The sequence below is a fragment of the Arthrobacter sp. SLBN-53 genome (genome assembly GCF_006715585.1).
Lineage (GTDB): Bacteria > Actinomycetota > Actinomycetes > Mycobacteriales > Mycobacteriaceae > Mycobacterium > Mycobacterium neoaurum_A.
This window is the reverse complement of the sequence record NZ_VFNN01000001.1, coordinates 2,291,830-2,310,145: the sequence shown is the minus strand read 5'-3', so window position 1 is coordinate 2,310,145 and position 18,316 is coordinate 2,291,830. Positions and strand designations below refer to the sequence as shown.

The following is an 18,316-nucleotide window of genomic DNA, read 5'->3' as shown; positions in this document are numbered from 1 at the left end:
GACACACGCGTTGGTAAGCGGTCGGAACGGGCCCGGTACACCGGACGTCGGTGGACCGCACCCGGTAAGAGAAGGAAAGTACGAAAGATGCCACAGGGAACTGTGAAGTGGTTCAACGCGGAGAAGGGCTTCGGCTTCATCGCCCCCGAGGACGGCTCCGCTGACGTTTTTGTCCACTACACGGAGATCCAGGGGTCGGGCTTCCGCACCCTGGAGGAGAACCAGAAGGTTGAGTTCGAGGTCGGCCAGAGCCCCAAGGGCCCCCAGGCGACCGGCGTCCGCGCCGTCTGAGCCAACGCAACACCGAAGACACCCCCGGCCCGGCCGGGGGTGTTTTCGTATCCGACCGTGCCATTGCACCGAGGTCTCGGCCACCACGGATAGTGTCGAACATGTGAGCCAACTGTCCTTCTTCTCGGCGGAGTCGGTGCCCCCGACCATCGCTGACCTGACCGGCCTGCTGGCCGCCCAGGGACAGGTGGTGTCCGTCGGTGGGCAGGCGCGGCTGTCGGTGGTGGTCGACCGGTGGTGGCGCGCCCAGGGTCTTGCCGAGATGATTGCCGAAACCGGGCTGACCCCCGAGCTGACCCGCACCGAGGAGGACAACCCCCTGGTGCGCACCGCGCTGGACGCCCGCGTGGTCGATATCGCCGGAGCCTGGACGCGCGGCGCGGTCAAGACGGTGCCGGGCAGTTGGGTGCCCGGCCCGCGTGCGCTGCGTGCCTGGACGCTGGCCGCCGGGGTTCCCGAGGCCGACGACCGGTACTTGCTGGGATTGGACCCGCATGCGCCCGACACCCATGCCACGCTGGCATCGGCGCTGATGCGGGTTGGAATCGCACCGACACTGATCGGTACCCGCGGGTCGCGTCCGGCGTTGCGGGTGAGCGGTCGACGACGGCTGTCGCGCCTGGTCGAGAACGTCGGGGAACCCCCCGGTGATGCCGACGCGTTTGCACATTGGCCGCGAATATGAGGCGGTCCGACGGGCGAGCCAGTTTGCACATGCCCGTCCTGGATGCGAAATTGTCAGTTGCCTGCGGTGACAGATACCGCCAGGCAACAAAGAAGTGGAGAGTAGGAGAAGGTGGCTGACGACGACCGGAGCCGGGGAGGCACCGGTACCGTTCGGCGTCTCGTAATTGTCGAGTCGCCGACCAAAGCGCGCAAGATCGCCGGCTATCTGGGCTCCAACTACATAGTCGAATCCTCCCGCGGCCACATCCGGGACCTGCCACGCGCGGCCGCCGATGTCCCTGCCAAGTACAAGTCCGAGCCGTGGGCGCGGCTCGGGGTGAACGTCGACGCCGACTTCGAACCGCTCTACATCGTGAGTCCGGACAAGAAGGCCACGGTCACCGAGCTCAAGGAACTCCTCAAGGATGTCGACGAGCTCTACCTCGCCACCGACGGTGACCGCGAGGGTGAAGCCATCGCCTGGCACCTGCTGGAGACGCTGAAACCGCGTGTCCCGGTCAAGCGGATGGTCTTCCACGAGATCACCGAGCCCGCCATCCGGGCCGCCGCCGAGAACCCGCGTGACCTGGACATCGACCTTGTCGACGCCCAGGAGACCCGCCGCATCCTCGACCGCCTCTACGGCTATGAGGTGTCCCCGGTGCTGTGGAAGAAGGTCGCCCCCAAGCTCTCGGCAGGTCGGGTGCAGTCGGTGGCGACCCGCATCATCGTGCAGCGCGAGCGTGAGCGCATGGCGTTCCGCAGCGCCGGATACTGGGATGTCACCGCAGAGCTGGACGCCAGCGTGTCCGATCCGCAGGCCACCCCGCCGCGGTTCACCGCGAAACTCAATACCGTCGACGGGCGCCGGGTGGCGGCCGGACGTGATTTCGACTCCCTCGGTGCGGTTCGCAAGCCCGATGAAGTGCTCGTCCTCGACGAGGCGGGCGCGACCAGCCTGGCCAACGGCCTGCGTGGTGCGCAGCTTGCCGTGTCCTCGGTGGAGCAGAAGCCCTACACCCGTAAGCCCTACGCACCGTTCATGACGTCGACGTTGCAGCAGGAGGCCGGCCGGAAGCTGCGGTTCTCCTCCGAGCGCACGATGAGCATCGCGCAGCGGTTGTACGAGAACGGCTACATCACCTATATGCGTACCGACTCCACGACGCTGTCGGAGTCGGCGATCAATGCCGCCCGTAACCAGGCCCGGGACCTCTACGGCGCGGAGTACGTCCACCCGACGCCGCGTCAGTACACCCGCAAGGTCAAGAACGCGCAGGAGGCGCACGAGGCGATCCGCCCGTCCGGTGACGTGTTCCAGACCCCCGGCCAGTTGCACAGCGCACTGGAGGCCGACGAGTTCCGGCTCTACGAGCTGATCTGGCAGCGCACCGTGGCCTCGCAGATGGCCGATGCCCGCGGTACCACGCTGAGCCTGCGCATCGCCGGCGCCGCCAGTTCGGGTGAGCAGGTCGTCTTCAACGCCTCCGGTCGCACCCTGACCTTCCCCGGCTTCCTGAAGGCCTATGTCGAGAGCATCGACGATCAGGCCGGCGGTGAATCCGATGATGCCGAGAGCAGGTTGCCCAATCTGACCCAGGGGCAGCGGGTGGATGCCGCGGACCTGACCGCCGACGGGCACAACACCAGCCCGCCCGCGCGCTATACCGAGGCCTCGCTGATCAAGGCGCTCGAAGAACTCGGCATCGGTCGCCCGTCGACGTACTCCTCGATCATCAAGACCATCCAGGACCGCGGCTACGTGCACAAGAAGGGCAGTGCGCTGGTGCCGTCCTGGGTCGCCTTCGCCGTGATCGGCCTGCTGGAACAGCATTTCGGCAGGCTGGTGGATTACGACTTCACCGCCGCGATGGAGGACGAGCTCGACGCGATCGCCTCCGGTAACGAGCGACGCACCAACTGGCTCAACAACTTCTACTTCGGTGGCGAGCATGGTGTGGACGGCTCGATCGCGCGGGCCGGTGGGCTCAAGCAGCTGGTCGGCGGCAACCTCGAGGAGATCGACGCGCGACTGGTCAACTCCATCAAGCTCTTCGACGATGACCAGGGTCGTGCCATCAATGTGCGCGTCGGACGTAATGGCCCCTACCTGGAGCGGATGATCGAAGACCCGGACAACCCGGGTGAACTCAAGCCGCAGCGCGCCAATCTCAAGGACGAGCTGACACCCGACGAACTCACCCTCGAGCTCGCCGAAAAGGCTTTTGCGACACCGCAAGAGGGTCGCTCGCTCGGCGTCGATCCGGAAACCGGGCACGAGATCGTGGCCAAGGACGGACGTTTCGGGCCCTATGTCACCGAGGTGCTGCCCGAACCCGAGGATCCCGATGACGGCAGCGCGGGCTCGCCGGCGAAGAAGGGCAAGAAGCCCACCGGGCCCAAGCCGCGCACCGGCTCACTGCTGCGCTCCATGGATCTGGAGACGGTGACCCTCGACGACGCGCTCAAACTGCTCTCGCTGCCCCGCGTGGTCGGCGTCGACCCCGCCAACGGTGAGGAGATCACCGCGCAGAACGGCCGTTACGGGCCATACCTCAAGCGCGGCACCGACTCTCGTTCGCTGGCGACCGAAGAGCAGATGTTCACCATCACCCTCGACGAGGCGCTGGCGATCTACGCCGAACCCAAGCGGCGCGGCCGTCAGGGTGCGGCCACCCCGCCGCTGCGTGAGCTGGGCAACGATGCCGCCTCGGGTAAGCCGATGGTCATCAAGGACGGCCGGTTCGGACCGTACGTCACCGACGGGGAGACCAACGCCAGCCTGCGCAGGGGTGACGATGTCCTCTCGATCACCGACGAACGCGCCTCGGAGCTGCTGGCCGATCGGCGTGCCCGCGGTCCGGTGAAGAAGGCCACCAAGAAGGCTGCGGCCAAGAAGACGACCGCGAAGAAGGCGGCGGTCAAGAAGGCTCCCGCCAAGAAAGCACCGGCCAAGAAGGCCGCCAAGAAGGCCTAGCCGGAAGGCTTCAGCTGCTGGGCTCGGGCTGCGGCGCGTGGGCGATGGCGCGCACTGCGGGCCTGGCCAGCTGGGTGGGCGCCGACCGGCCCCGCAGTTCGACGATCTCGCCGACGTCCCAGGCCAGCGCTTCGGCATCGACGGCGCTGCTGACCGCATTCGCCGAGGCAAGCACGTGGCCCTCCTCGAGCTTGGCGAGCTCGGTCAGGCGCGCGGCCTCGTTGACCGGGTCGCCGATCACGGTGTACTCGAATCGGGCCTGCGCACCGATGTGCCCGGCAATGGCCCGGCCCGCCGACACCCCGATACCGAATTCGGTCTGGCCCAACACGTTGATCAGCTCGTCGTGCAGTTCACGCGACGCCGCCAGCGCGGCACCGGAGGCGTCCGGGTGTTCGATGGGCGCGCCGAAGATGGCCAGGGCGGCATCACCCTGGAACTTGTTGACGAAGCCGCCGTGTTTGTTCACGGTGTCCACGATGACCCGGAAGAACTCGTTGAGCAGGTTGACGACCTCGGCGGCCGGGATCGTGGAGGCCAGCTGTGTCGAACCGACCAGATCGACGAAAAGCACTGCCACGTCGCGTTCCTGGCCGCCCAGCTCGGTGCCGCGCTCCAGCGCCCGGCGGGCCACGTCTTCGCCGACATAACGGCCGAACAGGTCACGCAGGCGCTGCCGTTCGGCCAGGTCGCGGACCATGTCGTTGAAGCCGGCCTGCAGCAGGCCCAGTTCGCTGGCATCGTAGATCTGCATGTGCGCGTTGTAATTTCCGCGCTGCACTTCCCCGAGCGCCCAGCGCAGCTGGCGCAGCGGATCGGCGATCGACATGGACACCAGCACGGTGCCGACCAACCCGATGAGCAGTGCGGCGATGGCCAACAACAGGATCGGGGTCGCCAGCTTGTCCGCGGGCGCCTTGAGCACCTCGAACTTGCTGGCCACCACCGCCAGCACGATCGTCAGGATGGGCACGCCGGTGGACAGCACCCAGGTGAGCACCTGGCGCAGGATCACCCCGGGCGCGCGGAAGTTCTCCGGCACACCGGTGCGCAGCGCGGCCACCGCGACCGGGCGCAGCACCCGCTCGGACTGCAGGTAGCCGATGATGGCCACCGTCGTGGCCCCCAGCGCGGAGGCCACCGCGACCACCGGCGCCGACCGGCTGGCCACCGGCCAACTCGCGACGATGAACACCACCGAGCCCAGCAGCCAGTTGGTGACGTTGATGACCGAGCGATAGAACGGCATCTTCAGCGCGCGTGCGCGGGCGACCTCGCTGATGGGAGCCACATCGCCCATCAGGGTGTCCCGGCGCTGCCAGCGGATCACCGGCAGCAGCAGCCGCAATGTCACGTAGGCGGCGATGCTGAACGATACGAACAGGAAGCCGAGGAACACGGTGAGGTTGAAGGTGGGCAGCTCCTGGAGCTGCACGCGATCCTCCGGGGGCAGCGCATAACGCAGGAACCCCAGCACCATCAGCGCACCGATGATGTCGGCCTGGACCATGCCCAGCAGGAACACCGGCCAGGGGGTACGGGCCACCCATCGGACGAACGCACTGATGCGCCCGATCGGTATGGCCTCCGCACTCACCCGTTTACCGTATCGGTCGGTTGCGACCTCTGGCGCCGCTGTCGCCGTGTCGTGTCCTTGTGGGGCACTAGGGTGCAGGTGTGGGAAGCGGTGTTTTTTCGTCTCTGGTGGGCCAACACCACGTGGAGGAAGAGCTGGTGGCGGCCGCTTCGGCGGCCCGTGCCGTCGGATCGCACAGTGCACTCACCGCCGGCGGGATGACACATGCCTGGTTGATCACCGGCCCGCCGGGATCGGGGCGTTCGGTGGCCGCGGTGTGCTTCGCTGCGGCCCTGCAGTGCACCTCCGAGGGTGCTCCGGGCTGCGGGGAATGCCGCGCGTGCACCACGACGATGGCGGGTACGCACGCCGATGTCCGCCGCATCATCCCCGAGGGCCTGTCGATCGCGGTCAAGGAGATGCGGGAGATCGTGCAGATCGCCTCGCGCAGGCCGGGAACCGGACGCTGGCAGATCGTTGTCGTCGAGGACGCCGACCGACTCACCGAGGGGGCGGCCAACGCCTTGCTGAAGGTGGTGGAGGAGCCGCCGGCGTCCACGGTGTTCCTGCTGTGTGCGCCGTCGGTGGATCCCGAGGACATCGCGGTGACCCTGCGGTCACGGTGCAGGCACGTCGCGCTGGTGACACCACCGACCGATGCGATCGCCGATGTGCTCACCGAACGCGACGGGATCGCGGCCGACGTCGCGGCCTGGGCGGCCTCGGTCAGCGGTGGACACGTGGGCCGGGCCCGCCGGCTGGCCACCGATCCGGAGTCCCGGCAGCGCCGCGAGCGAGCGCTCGGGCTGGCGCGGGACGCGGCGACGCCGACCCGCGCGTACGCGGCCGCCGAGGAGTTGGTGACCACCGCCGATGCCGAGGCCAAGGCTCAGACGGTGGACCGCAACGAGGTCGAGACCGAGGAACTGCGCACCGCGCTGGGCGCCGGGGGCACCGGTAAGGGCACCGCGGGGGCGATGCGCGGTGCGGCAGGGGCGATGAAGCTGCTGGAGCAGCGGCAGAAATCACGCCAGACCCGCGCCTCGCGGGACGCGCTCGACCGGGCGTTGATGGATCTGGCGACCTATTTCCGTGATGCGCTCGTGGTGTCGGCGGGTGCGGGAACCGTGACGGCCAATCACCCGGACATGGCCGAGCGGGTCGGCGCGATGGCCGCCCATGTGCCACCGGATCGGCTGCTGCGCTGCATAGAGGCTGTCCTGGAGTGCCGGGAGGCGCTCGCGGTGAACGTGAAGCCCAAGTTCGCCGTCGATGCCATGGTCGCGACGGTCGGACAGGCGCTGCGCGTCTGAACGGCAACTGATTCGTGCCGCGGGCGGGGGCTGTCGTAGACTCGTCGGGCCTGCCCAGGCAGGCGCGCCACCCTAGCTCAGTCGGTAGAGCAATTCACTCGTAATGAATAGGTCAGGGGTTCGATTCCCCTGGGTGGCTCCACGTCTTGGTCGCTCGACGTCTTGATGACCACACGTCTTGATGACCACACGTCTTCATGGCTGCACGGCATCACGCCAGGCCAGCGGGTTCAGTTGCCGGTACGGATCGGCTGCGCGAATCTGAAGAAGCTGGGCCAACACCGCTTCCAAGGATTCCTGGGTACGGGTCTTGACCGTCTCGGCCCACTCGGCAGCGGCGACCCCGGCGGGTCGGGTCGAGTCGATGGGCTCGGCGAAACGCAGGTACATCCGTTGTGGCCGCGGGATCATTGTCGGGCCGATCCCGCGCACCAGCGGCATCGCCATATCGGGCTTGCCCGCCAGATGGCTCGACAGGGTCGCACTGAACCTGCCCCATGCCCCGTCGCGGGTGGTGAAGCTCCGGTATACGTCGTCGCCACCGATCAGTCCGGCCGGAACGATCGGATAGTCGTGCTCGGCGGCGATCCGGGCGAACCCTGCGCGGCCCCGCCAGTTGAGGGTGTTCTCCTCACCCTTGAACTTGCCGATCTCGCGGCCACCGCCCGGGAAGACCAGGATCGGCTGATCATGGCGCATCAGTTCGCGCGCGGATTCGGGTGCGCCGACGGTGGCGCCGCAGGCGGCCAGCAGATCTGCCGCCGGGCCGGGCATCCTGCCGAAGGCGCGGTCGGTGAGCGGTCGGACCAGCGTGCCGAGTTCGCGACGCACCGCATACGGAATCAGCAGCCCTTCGGTCCCGGACTGAGTGTGGTTGCCCACCAGCAGGAATCGGCCATCGCGAGGGAGGTTATCGAGTCCATCGACATAAGGGCGGCACAAGTCGACCAGTGGTGCTGCACCGTCGGCAATGGTCTCGACGGCCCGCCGTATTGCACGGATGCGGTCGGGCTGGTTCATCAGATTGGCGGTGTCGGTCATGACGGACATATCCACACAATACCGAACGAACTGGTTCGTCTGGTTATGCTTTGGCTGTGAGACGCAAGACAGAGCTTCGCGACGATATCCTCGCCGCGGCGCGCGCCGAGTTCGCGCAGTACGGTCTGGCAGGCGCCCGGATCGATCGAATCGCCCGGGCCGCCCATGCCAGCAAGGAGCGCCTCTATGCCCATTTCGGCAACAAGGAGGCACTGTTCCGCGAGGTGTTCCTCACCGATGGCGCCGAATTCTTCCGTTCGGCCACGCTACGTCCGGACGACGTCGCCGAGTTCGTCGGCGAGGTCTATGACCTGGCCTGCCGTCGGCCTGAGCACCTGCGCATGGTCACCTGGGCGAGGCTGGAGGGATTCGACCTGGGCGCACCGGAGTTCGAGGATGCGCCGCCCATGGAGGCGGCACTGGCCGCCATCGGCACGGCGCAGACCGACGGTCACGTCGATCCGAGCTGGCGGCCCGCGGATCTGCTGGTATTGCTGTTCTCGGCGGGGCTGGCCTGGGCGCATCTACCGCACCCGGACGCCGTTGCCGAGGGCGCGGTCGAGACCGCGCGTCGCCGCGGCGTGGCCATCGAGGCGGCCCGCCGACTCATCGCGCCGCGTCCCTAACCCGCCCGGCGCCGGGCCTCCCGCCGCTCGGCCAGGCGGCCGAACAGATCATCGAGGTCGATCTCATTGGCCTGCCGGGGCCTGCGCTGATGAAAGCGCGCGTCGTCATAGCTGGCCGGACATTCGAACCGGTGCAGGTGCAGGCAGGTGGCCGGCCACCTGCCCTCGTACACATCGTCGAGATCCACCACCTGCCGGGACAGCCGCCGGATGGCGAAGCGGTTACCGGCCGCGCTGTCCTCGGTGGGGAACTCGGCGGCGTCGAAGAGGTGCCAGCCGCCGTACACGGTCTGCAACCACACGGTCTCGATGCCGCAGTGTCTGCACGGCGCCACCGTCGAGGGCCGCGAGTCCGAGGAGATCATCAGTCAACCGTAGGCGCGGGCACCGACAAGTCGGGGGCAGCACACGCCGGTGTCAGCGGGCAGCGACGAATCCCACCGGTCCCGACGCGATGCACACCGAGAGCGCCGCGGTGTTCGCGCTGACCGTGATCGAGTCACCGGCGCCGGACAACCGCACGAAGACCCGGTTCAACCCGGGATGGGTCGGCACCTTCACCGGTGTGCCCTCGGCCAGCGACATCGTCAGCGAGCCTTCGCTGTTGGCCAGGTAGTTGATCTCGGCGGTCCAGTCGGCGGGCAGCAGCGGCCCGTCCAGCGGCATCGTGACGTCGGCATCGGTCTGCACCAGATACCCGCAGTTGGGGATCGGACCTGCGACGATGGACCGCACCCAGGTGACCAGCGCCTCGCGCAGCCTGCCGGTGCTGTCGAGCACCCTCAGATCGGTGGTGGTGCCGCTGAACTCGGGGCGCTGCGGCAACAGCGCGAACATGAGGCTGGCCAGATTCTCCGGCGCGGCCACCCGCTGCATGATCAGCGGATCGACCTCCTGGTCGAGCAGCGGCGTCCCGCGCGGCGCGTCGGCCAGGCCGGCCTCGGCGTTGTGCAGGTACTGCGGCACCGGGCTGTCCCGCCACACCCGCAGGAATGTCGATGTCGAGTACAGGCTGCTACCGACGAACGCGACGGCCAGGGCACAGACCACCGCGGTGCGCCCCCGGGAGGTATCCAGCCATGCCGATCCCGGCCGGTTGGGAGCGCTCAGCGCGACGGCGGCCAGGATGGCCGCCACCACCACGAGATCGGGCAGGTAGCGCAGGGCCTGCGCCAGTTCCAGCGCGGTGAACTGCGAGGAGCGCATCAGATAGATCGGCACCTGGCAGGCCAGCGCGTAGCCCAGCGCGGCCACCCATACCGCGGCGATCCGCTGTTTCCGGGCCAGCGATACCGCCACCACCGCCGCCAGCGCAATCCAGCCGAGCACCATCACCGTGACCGGCGGCGTGGCCCAGGGTGAGGCGGGGGCCCAGCGCTGCCAGTCCCACGGCCCACCGGCCAGACCCGGCACGATCCCGTGCGTCACCGAGCGCCACCACAGTTCGGCGGTCATGCCCAGATCCAGCGTCCACCGTTTCTGGTCGACCACCAGCAGGTAGACCCCGATCCAACCGGCGGTGGCCGCCAGCAACCCGACCCACAGGCGGATTCCCCGATGCCACACGGCGGCAAGCGGTTCCCGGCTCACCCACGCCAGCAGGGCGGTCACCGTGAATGCGACGAACGGGATCACCGCCGATTTCTCGAAGAACAGCAGGCCCCCGCAGTAGACAAGCACCCCGGTCACCGCGTAACGCCGGTTGCCGGTGCGCACCAGCTGGATGGCATCCCCGCACACCCAGGCCAGTGCGGCCAGCATCGGCAGCGAGTTCAGCCCGGCGGCCCACCACGCGAATGCCGGCACCGTCAGCGGCGTGAACAGGGCGAACACCAACGGGACCAGCAGCACCGGGCGCCACCCGAGGATCAGGTGCAGTACGCGCAGCAGGGCCAGCGAGGCCAGCAGTTGCAGCACCACGAGGCTCAGCGCGGGCCAGAACCATTCCAGCGGAGCCAATCGGGTGATGGCCCCGGCCACCAGGAAGGCCCCGGGCATCACGTGCCCGTCGTGATCGTCGAACAGATACTCGACGGACAGCAGCCCCTGGGTGCCCGCCCGGCCGATCAGGATCAGGTCATCCCAGTAGAAGTAGCCACCGAAGGCGAGCACCGCCCGGATCGCCAGCTGTGCCGCGATCAACGCGGCGGCAACCCTGGGGACCCATTTCATCGCAGCCGACTGTACGGACGCCCGCCGAGTCGCTCAGCCTGCGGTCGGATAGTCCTGTCCGACGGCCTGGCGGGCCGCCCACGCCGAGGCGACCATATCCGTCAGCGAATGCCGCATCTGCCAGCCCAGATCGCGCGCCGCCAGGGTGCCCGCGGCAACGATGCGGGCCGGATCACCCGGCCGGCGCGGGGTGACCGCGGGCTCGAAATCGATACCGGTGACGTCCCGGATCGCGGTCATGATCTCGCGCACCGACGTCCCCGATCCGCTGCCGAGGTTGTACACCGGCTCGACGGGCTCACCGGCGGCCAGCCTGCGCGCCGCCGCGACATGGGCGTCCGCCAGATCGGAGACGTGGACGTAGTCGCGCACGCAGGTGCCGTCCGGGGTGGCGTAGTCGCCGCCGTTGATCTGCGGGATGCGGCCGCCGTAGAGCATGTCGAGCACCTTGGGGAACAGATTGTGCGGGCTGCGGTCGTACAGGTCGACCGAGCCGGAACCGACGACGTTGAAATAGCGCAGGCTGGTGTGCCGCAGTGGGCGTGCCCGCGCCTCATCGCGCAGCAGCCACTCGCCGATGAGCTTGCTCTCGCCGTACGGCGACTCCGGCGCCGTCGGCGTCTGCTCGTCGACGATCTCGACGTCGGGGGTGCCGTAGGTGGCGGCACTGCTGGAGAACACGATCTGGTCGATATCGGTGGCCGCCATCGCCTCCAGCAGGGTGGCCATCGCGGTGACGTTCTGGCGGTAGGTGTGCAACGGGTACTTCACCGATTCGCCCGCGTACTTGTAACCCGCGACGTGGATCACCCCGCTGACAGCGTGGTCGGCCAGCGTCGCGGTGACGGTGTCGAGGTCCAGCAGGTTGGCGGTGACCAGCTCGACGCCGTCAGGCACGAATCCGGCGATACCGGTGGACAGATCGTCGATCACGACGACATCGGCGCCCGAGGCTTTCAGTGCGCGCACCACATGCGCTCCGATGTACCCGGCGCCGCCGGTCACTAGCCAGGACATATCTCTCCTCGTGTGGGGACCCGAAGCCGGGTTCATGCTGTCATGGATCAGGATCGGGCGAGCGCGTACATGTGCACCGCGATGCCGACCACGGGCCCGCACAGCAGCGCGATGACGGTCCTGGTCTCCAGCGCCGCCGGCAGCAGCAGCAGTGCGCCGGCGGCCAGGGTGGCGCCGATCCACCCGGTGGCGTAGGCGCGGTGCAGTGCGGCCGCGACGGCCGCGGCGCCGGTGAGGGTGAGCAGTGCGATGGCGGTGGCCGCGGCGGTCAGCCAGGCCAGTAGCGCCCCGCTCGCCTGATACTCGGGCCCGAATGCGGTGTGCAGCAACCAGGGGCCGGCGACCGCGGCCGCCGCGACGCCGATCGTGCCGATCGCGGTGACCACCAGCGCGGGGGTGAGCAGCGCACCCAGTTTGCGGTCCCGCTGATCGACGAAATGCGCTATCAGGTTGCCCTGCATGGCCGTCAGCGGCACCAGCAGCGGAGCCCTGGTGAGGGTGACCGCGAGGATCACCACTCCACCCGCGGCGCCGAGTTCGGAACTGGTGGCCTGTAACAGCACCGGGAATCCCATCACCAGGATGGCGCTGGCGCCGGCCGCCGCCACCGAATGCGAGGCGCCCGCCAAGAAGGTGCGCGCGCTGCCCGCACAGGTCAGTGCGGCCGCCGCCCGGGCGCCTCGGGAGCACACCAGCATGATCAGCCACGCCAGGCAGCCGGCGACGGTGGCCCACAGGAACCCGGCGAGCCCCCAGCCGAAGACGAACGCCGCCACCGCGACCGCCACCCGGGTCACCGCGTCGGTCACCATCAGCGAGCCGTACTGGGTCCATCGATCGGTGCCGGCCAGCATGCCCAGAAGCGTTGCGTGCAGGCAGAATCCGCCGAGCCCGATGCTGAGCAGCGCCACGCTGAGCCACTGGTGCTCGGTGAAGACCCGGGCCGACCACAGTGGTGCGGTCACGCCTATCAGGGCGGCCGCGCCGATGCCCACGCCGACGGCCAGCCACATCGGCCGGGTCCGGGGTGCTTCGGGTGCGCTCGGCGTGCGAGCGGCCCGCACCTCGCGGGTGGCCTCCTGCAGCAGCCCGTTGGCCGCACCACTGACGAGACCGAATGCCCCCCAGAACACCCCGAAGAGGGAGAAGCCTGCGGGCTCCAGGCTGCGGGCGGCCAGATACAGCACCGCGTACCCGCACAGTGCGGTGCAGGCGGTGGCGATTCCGACCGTGGTGACGCTGGCCCGCGTGACCGGCCCGCGTGCGGGCAGTGCGGAGCCGCCGTCGGTCACAGGTCCGGGAGGTCGGTGGAGTACAGCCAGCGGTCCCACAGCCCGCGCAGCGAGATGTCGGCACGGTTGGCCGCCAGGCCGGTGAAATCATCGGTCACCGCCGTGCTGTGCCGGTAGCGGGCGGTCCAATCCTGCAGCAGCGCAAAGAAGTTGTCATCACCGATGGTCTTGCGCACGGCGTGCAGGGTGAGCGCACCGCGTTTGTACACCCGGTCGTCGAACATGTCGGTCGGTCCCGGATCGGTCAGCAGCAGATCCTGCGGTGAATCGGCCAGCTTGCGGTGATAGTTGCGGGCGCGTTCGTCGGCGCTGGGCCCGCCGGACTCCTCGGACCACAGCCACTCCGCGTAACAGGCGAAGCCCTCGTGCAACCAGATGTCCCGCCACCGGCGCGCGGTCACCGAATTGCCGAACCACTGGTGGGCCAGCTCATGGGCGATCAACCGCTCGGAACTGCGCCGGCCGTCGCAATGGTTGGCACCGAAGATGGAGAGCCCCTGTGCCTCAAGCGGGATCTCCAGATCGTCGTCGGTGACGACGACGGTGTAACCGGTTTCCAACGGGTAGGGGCCGAACTGGCGGATGAACAACTTCATCATCTGGGTCTGCCGGCCGAAGTCATGGTCGAAGTTGCGCCGCAACCGATCCGGTAGGACCGCGTGCATCGGGACGGGGCTCTTGTTCAGCCGGTGCCTGGTGTAGTCGCCGATCTGCAACGTGATCAGGTAGGTCGAGGTCGGTTCGGCCTGTTCATAGGTCCACGTGGTGAGGCTCGCACGGGTCTGCTTGGACAACAGTTCCCCGTTGGCCAACGCGTAGTAGGGGCTGTCGGTGCTGATCCGGATGCGGAAACTGGCCTTCGCGGAGGGATGGTCGTCGCACGGGAACCAGGAGGCGGCACCGTTGGGCTGACCGGCCACCAGCGCACCGTTGGACAGTTCCTCGAAACCGACCTCGCCCCAGACGGTGCGCAGCGGTCTGGGTGTGCCGCCGTAGCGCACCACGATCGTCATCGCCGCACCGGCGGGCAACGTCTCACCGAGGGTGATGTGCAGCTTTCCGCCATGACATCGGAAGTTGTTGGGGCGGCGGCCGTTCACCGTCACCTTCGACACGCCCAGCGCATCGGAGAGGTCGAGGGTGAAGGCACGCAGCGCGGCAAGGGTCACCGCGGTGACGGTGACTGTGCCGCCGAGGCGGTTGATCGCCACCTTGTACTCGATGTCGAGTTCGTAGCGTGACACCCGGTAGCCGAAGTTGCCGTTGCGAGGCAGGTACGGGTCGATGACCGGGGGACTGTGTGCCGTCTTCTTCGCGACCTTCTTGGCACTGCTCATTCGGCTCGCTTCTTTTTCGACTTCGTCCAGGGGGCAATGGGATTGCCCTGCCAGCGGGTCCACGGCGGGACCTCGTCACCGCGCATCACCAGCGAGGCGGGACCGATGGTGGCCCCCGCGCCGATGCGTGAGGCGGGCAGCGCGACACAGTGCGGACCCAGCGTGGCGCCCTCGTCGAGGATCACGGTGTCCATCCGCATGATCCGGTCGTGGAACAGGTGGGTCTGCACCACACAACCGCGGTTGACGGTGCTGCCCGCGCCCAGCGATATCAGGTCGGCCTCGGGCAGCCAATAGGTTTCGCACCAGACGCCGCGGCCGATCTTCGCGCCGAGTCCGCGCAGCCAGATGTTCATGATCGGCGTGCCGGTGGCGGCCCTGGCGAACCAGGGCGCGGCGACCGTCTCGACGAACGTGTCCGCCACCTCGTTGCGCCAGACGAACGACGACCACAGCGGATGTTCGATGGCGGTGATCCGGCCGATGACGAGCCACTTGGCCGCCACCGCGATCGCCCCGGCGACGGCCCCGGCGACCAACAGCACCACTCCGCCTGCCACCGCCGTCCAGCCGTAGCCGATCGTGCCTGCCAGGGCGTGTAGCGCGCCCAGCACCGCGACGCCGATGAGGAACGTCACGATGACCGGGATCAGCCTGCAGGTTTCGACCACCGAACGCTTGATCTTCAACTCGGTGGACGGGTTGAACGTGCGCAGCGCGTCGGCCGCGGTCGGTTGGCGGCGCAGCCGGACCGGTGGGCTGCCCAGCCAGGACGACCCGGCCTTGGCCTTGTGCGGGGCGGCCGAGAGCACCGCCACCAGGCCGTCGTCGGGAACCCGCCGGCCGGGCTGGGTGATACCGGAGTTGCCGAGGAAGGCGCGCTTGCCGATGGTCGCCTTGGCGACGTGGATCCAGCCGCCGCCGAGTTCGTAGGAGGCCACCATGGTGTCATCGGCCAGGAATGCCCCGTCTTGCACCTCGGTGAACTTCGGGGTCAACAATGCGGTGGAGATCTCGGTGCCCTTACCGACCTTCGCGCCCAGCAGTCGCAGCCACCACGGCGTGAGCAGGCTGGCATACATCGGGAACAGGTAGTTGCGCGCCGCATCCATCAGTCGTTCGGTGGCCCACAGCTGCCAGCCGACCCGGCTGCGCACCGGGTGATACCCCTCGGTGAGGCCGAGCGAGAGCAGCCGGACGCCCAATACCGTCAGCACCGCGTAGGCACTGAACGCGACCAGCGCGGCCACCGGAGTCCATGCCAGCGCGGGCACCAACGCGTCGGTCGGGCTCGCGGTGCCGCGCACCGCCCACGCCAGCACCGCCAGGCCGGCTGCCAGCGCCGTCAACGGCAGAGCGCCGAGCAACATCGATGTCACGCTGTAGATGCCCACCCACAACGGCGCGCGGCCGGGGCGCTCGTCGGGCCAGGGGTGACGGGCCTTACCGGATTTCGCGGCCGGCGAACCCTTCCAGTACTGCCCGTTCTTCACCTTGCCGACGACACCGGAGCCGGGAGCCACGTCGGCGTTCTTGCCGACCGTCGCGCCGGGGAACAGTGTGGTGCGGGCGCCGATGGTCGCATCGGTGCCGATGCTGATGGGCCCGACGTGGAAGATGTCCCCGTCGATCCAATGTCCGGTCAGGTCGACCTCGGGTTCGACGGAAGCGCGGTGCCCGATGGTCAGCATGCCGGTGACCGGCGGTGCCGAATGCAGGTCGACACCCTTGCCGATCGAGTTGCCAAGGGCGCGACCGTAATACACCAGCCATGGCGCGCCTGCCTGGTTCTCCGCTCCGCTGGCCTCGGCGAGCCGTTCGGCGAACCACACCCGCAGGTGCTCCGATCCGCCGCGGCGGTAGCTGCCGGGTTGCAGATTCGACAGCAGGGTCCGTGCGCCGAGCACCGCGATGCCCATCCGGCCCGGCGGGGTGATGAAGATGAGGAAGCCGGCCAGCAGCCACCACCAGTTCAGTGTGTTCGCCCATGGCACCAGGTCGATCGCGGCGGCGATGTTGTTCAGGACGGCCAGCCAGATGACCCACTGCAACCCCGTCAGCGTGGCCAGCGGGACCGACAAGGCGATCTGAGCGATCTGGGTCACCAGCGGGGTGGGTCGCACATCGCGGCGCACCACCTCCGGTGGCGGAGCCAGCTCGTCGAGGTAACCGGCCAGCGACCCCAGCCTCGGATGGTCGTACAGATCGGCGACGGTCACCTGCGGATATCGTCCGCGCACTGCGGTGACCAGCTGTGCCGCCGACAGGGAGCCGCCGCCGAGGGCGAAGAAGTCCGCCTCCGGCCCGTCGACGGGCGCGGCCAGCACGTCGCGCCACAGCCCGGCCAACCAGCCCATCGTGCCGCCGAGGTCGGGCTCGTCCTCCGGTGCGGCGCCCGGCGGCGGCCAGGGCAACGCGTTGCGGTCGACCTTCCCCGAGGTGCGGGTCGGCAGTTCGTCGAGGAGCACCAGCCGCGGAATCAGGGCGGCGGGCAACGCCTGGGCCAACGCCGCGCGGGCAGCACCGAGATCGAAGGCTGGATCCGCGGATGCGATGTAACCCACCAGCAGCGGCGTGCCGCTGGTCGTCCTGCGGACCGCGGCCGCCCCGCCGCTGACACCGGGCAGGTTGACCAGCGCGGCGTCGACTTCGCCCAGTTCGATCCGGCGCCCACCGACCTTGACCTGATCGTCGGCGCGGCCCTGGAAGTAGAGCCCGTCGGCCTCCAGTCGCACCAGGTCACCGCTGCGGTAGGCCCGGGCCCAGCCCAGGGTGTCCATCGGGGCGTACTTCTCGGCGTCCTTCTCGGGATCGAGGTAGCGGGCCAGGCCGACGCCGCCGATGACCAGTTCACCGATTTCCCCGAGACCGACCGGGTTGCCCTGCTTGTCCACGACCGCCAGATCCCACCCGGCCAGCGGCAACCCGATGCTGACCGCGGAGCGGCCGTCCAGCGGGGCGGCGCACGCCACGACGGTGGCCTCGGTGGGACCGTAGGTGTTCCAGACCTCGCGGCCGTCGACGGCCAGACGTTCGGCCAGTTCGGGCGGGCACGCCTCGCCACCGAAGATCAGCAGCCGGACCGCCTCCAGCGCCTCGGCGGGCCACAGCGCAGCCAGCGTGGGGACCGTCGAGACGACCGTCACGTCGCGGCTGACCAGCCACGGACCCAGATCCATTCCGCTGCGCACCAGCGACCGCGGGGCGGGCACCAGGCAGGCGCCGTTGCGCCAGGCCAGCCACATCTCCTCGCAGGAGGCGTCGAACGCCACCGAGAGCCCGGCCAGCACGCGGTCACCGGGGCCGATCGGTGCCGACCGCAGGAACATCTGTGCCTCGGCGTCGACGAAGGCGGCCGCATTGCGATGGGTGACCGCCACGCCCTTCGGGGTTCCGGTGGACCCGGAGGTGAAGATGATCCAGGCGTCATCGCGGGTCAACGGGGGAGCGGCGCGCCAACCGCGCGAGGAACCGGGACCGCGCACAAGGCCGGCCTCGGTGATGATCGCGACCACCTGGGCCTCCCCGAAGACCAGGGCGGCCCGCTCCTCGGGATCGTCGGCATCGACGGGAACGTAGGCGGCGCCGGTGGCCAGGGTGGCCAGGATGGCCGTGTAGAGGGCATAGCTGCCCGACGGCATCCGGATACCGATCCGGTCGCCACGGCCGATACCGCGGGCGGCCAGCCACTGCACGCTCTCCTCGATATCGCCGATCAGTTCGGCGTAGGTGAGCTGGACCTCGCCGTCGTCGATCGCCGGCGCGTCCGGGAACCGGCGCGCCGTGTCGTAGAGGATGTCCACCAGGGTCCGCGGGGGAGCAGCGGCTTCTGCGAGTAGGTACTGGGAAGGGATGGCCTGCCCGGCTTCCGCTGCTGTCACGGCTATAAAGCTACTGAAGCCCGGTGGCCCGTCCACACGCGGCGCGCGGCTGCCGGACGTTGCGTTCTGGTCGTGCTGATCGCAACCATTGGCCGGCGGTGTGCGTCGCTCCTAACGTGGCCTTGTG

General features: G+C 68.8%; 13 protein-coding genes and 1 tRNA gene. 6 read left to right on the top strand and 8 right to left on the bottom strand.

Annotated elements, in window-relative coordinates; genetic code table 11:
* Window positions 1-87: 87 nt before the first annotated feature.
* The 3 genes from FBY28_RS11005 (at window position 88) to topA (ending at window position 3,934) form a co-directional block, all read left to right on the top strand.
* The gene (locus FBY28_RS11005) at window positions 88-291 is read left to right on the top strand and encodes a cold-shock protein (RefSeq protein ID WP_006243848.1); all 204 of its coding nucleotides are present in this window, start codon (window positions 88-90) and stop codon (window positions 289-291) included.
* A 103-nt stretch (window positions 292-394) separates the two neighbouring features.
* The gene (locus tag FBY28_RS11000; RefSeq protein ID WP_141866668.1) at window positions 395-976 is read left to right on the top strand and encodes a hypothetical protein; all 582 of its coding nucleotides are present in this window, start codon (window positions 395-397) and stop codon (window positions 974-976) included.
* A 111-nt stretch (window positions 977-1,087) separates the two neighbouring features.
* Window positions 1,088-3,934 (top strand): type I DNA topoisomerase, encoded by a 2,847-nt coding sequence (gene topA, locus FBY28_RS10995; protein WP_141866666.1) that lies wholly within the window; start codon window positions 1,088-1,090, stop codon window positions 3,932-3,934.
* Window positions 3,935-3,944: 10 nt separating this feature from the next.
* On the opposite strand, the gene FBY28_RS10990 is transcribed toward topA, so the two are convergent.
* The gene (locus tag FBY28_RS10990; protein ID WP_019510773.1) at window positions 3,945-5,531 is read right to left on the bottom strand and encodes an adenylate/guanylate cyclase domain-containing protein; all 1,587 of its coding nucleotides are present in this window, start codon (window positions 5,529-5,531) and stop codon (window positions 3,945-3,947) included.
* A gap of 80 nt (window positions 5,532-5,611) precedes the next feature.
* Between FBY28_RS10990 and FBY28_RS10985 the strand changes: the two genes are divergently transcribed.
* Together FBY28_RS10985 and FBY28_RS10980 are read left to right on the top strand one after the other, a co-directional pair.
* The gene (locus FBY28_RS10985) at window positions 5,612-6,823 is read left to right on the top strand and encodes a DNA polymerase III subunit delta' (protein WP_141866664.1); all 1,212 of its coding nucleotides are present in this window, start codon (window positions 5,612-5,614) and stop codon (window positions 6,821-6,823) included.
* Between the two features lie 66 nt (window positions 6,824-6,889).
* Window positions 6,890-6,965: transfer RNA gene (locus tag FBY28_RS10980), tRNA-Thr, on the top strand.
* A 53-nt stretch (window positions 6,966-7,018) separates the two neighbouring features.
* Here the strand turns inward: FBY28_RS10980 and FBY28_RS10975 are convergent.
* Window positions 7,019-7,873 carry a lysophospholipid acyltransferase family protein gene (locus FBY28_RS10975; protein ID WP_216847622.1) on the bottom strand — a complete coding sequence of 285 codons (855 nt, stop codon included), beginning with the start codon at window positions 7,871-7,873 and terminating at the stop codon, window positions 7,019-7,021.
* 47 nt (window positions 7,874-7,920) lie between these two features.
* Here FBY28_RS10975 and FBY28_RS10970 point away from each other — a divergent pair, with 47 nt between their 5' ends.
* The gene (locus FBY28_RS10970; protein ID WP_141866662.1) at window positions 7,921-8,490 is read left to right on the top strand and encodes a TetR/AcrR family transcriptional regulator; all 570 of its coding nucleotides are present in this window, start codon (window positions 7,921-7,923) and stop codon (window positions 8,488-8,490) included.
* On the opposite strand, the gene FBY28_RS10965 is transcribed toward FBY28_RS10970, so the two are convergent.
* The 6 genes from FBY28_RS10965 to FBY28_RS10940 are packed head-to-tail and all read right to left on the bottom strand — an operon-like array spanning window position 8,487 to window position 18,195.
* Complete coding sequence (locus FBY28_RS10965) at window positions 8,487-8,855, bottom strand: hypothetical protein (protein WP_030132837.1); 369 nt, start codon at window positions 8,853-8,855, stop codon at window positions 8,487-8,489. The two genes, FBY28_RS10970 and FBY28_RS10965, sit on opposite strands and share 4 nt — an antisense overlap.
* Before the next feature lie 52 nt (window positions 8,856-8,907).
* Window positions 8,908-10,662, bottom strand: coding sequence for a hypothetical protein (locus FBY28_RS10960; RefSeq protein WP_141866660.1), 1,755 nt, complete (start codon window positions 10,660-10,662; stop codon window positions 8,908-8,910).
* A 33-nt stretch (window positions 10,663-10,695) separates the two neighbouring features.
* On the bottom strand, window positions 10,696-11,679 hold the full coding sequence (gene galE / locus FBY28_RS10955; protein ID WP_141866658.1) for a UDP-glucose 4-epimerase GalE: 984 nt from the start codon (window positions 11,677-11,679) through the stop codon (window positions 10,696-10,698).
* 47 nt (window positions 11,680-11,726) lie between these two features.
* Entirely contained in the window at window positions 11,727-12,971 is a 1,245-nt protein-coding gene (locus FBY28_RS10950) for a polysaccharide biosynthesis protein (RefSeq protein ID WP_141866657.1), read from the bottom strand.
* A complete protein-coding gene (locus tag FBY28_RS10945) occupies window positions 12,968-14,308 on the bottom strand; it encodes a M1 family metallopeptidase (RefSeq protein WP_141866655.1) in 1,341 nt (446 codons plus the stop codon). The genes FBY28_RS10950 and FBY28_RS10945 overlap by 4 nt, the downstream gene beginning before the upstream one ends.
* Window positions 14,305-18,195, bottom strand: a complete 3,891-nt coding sequence (locus tag FBY28_RS10940) for a Pls/PosA family non-ribosomal peptide synthetase (RefSeq protein ID WP_141870169.1) — start codon at window positions 18,193-18,195, stop codon at window positions 14,305-14,307. Before FBY28_RS10940 ends, FBY28_RS10945 begins: the two co-directional genes overlap by 4 nt.
* Between the last annotated feature and the right edge of the window lie 121 nt (window positions 18,196-18,316).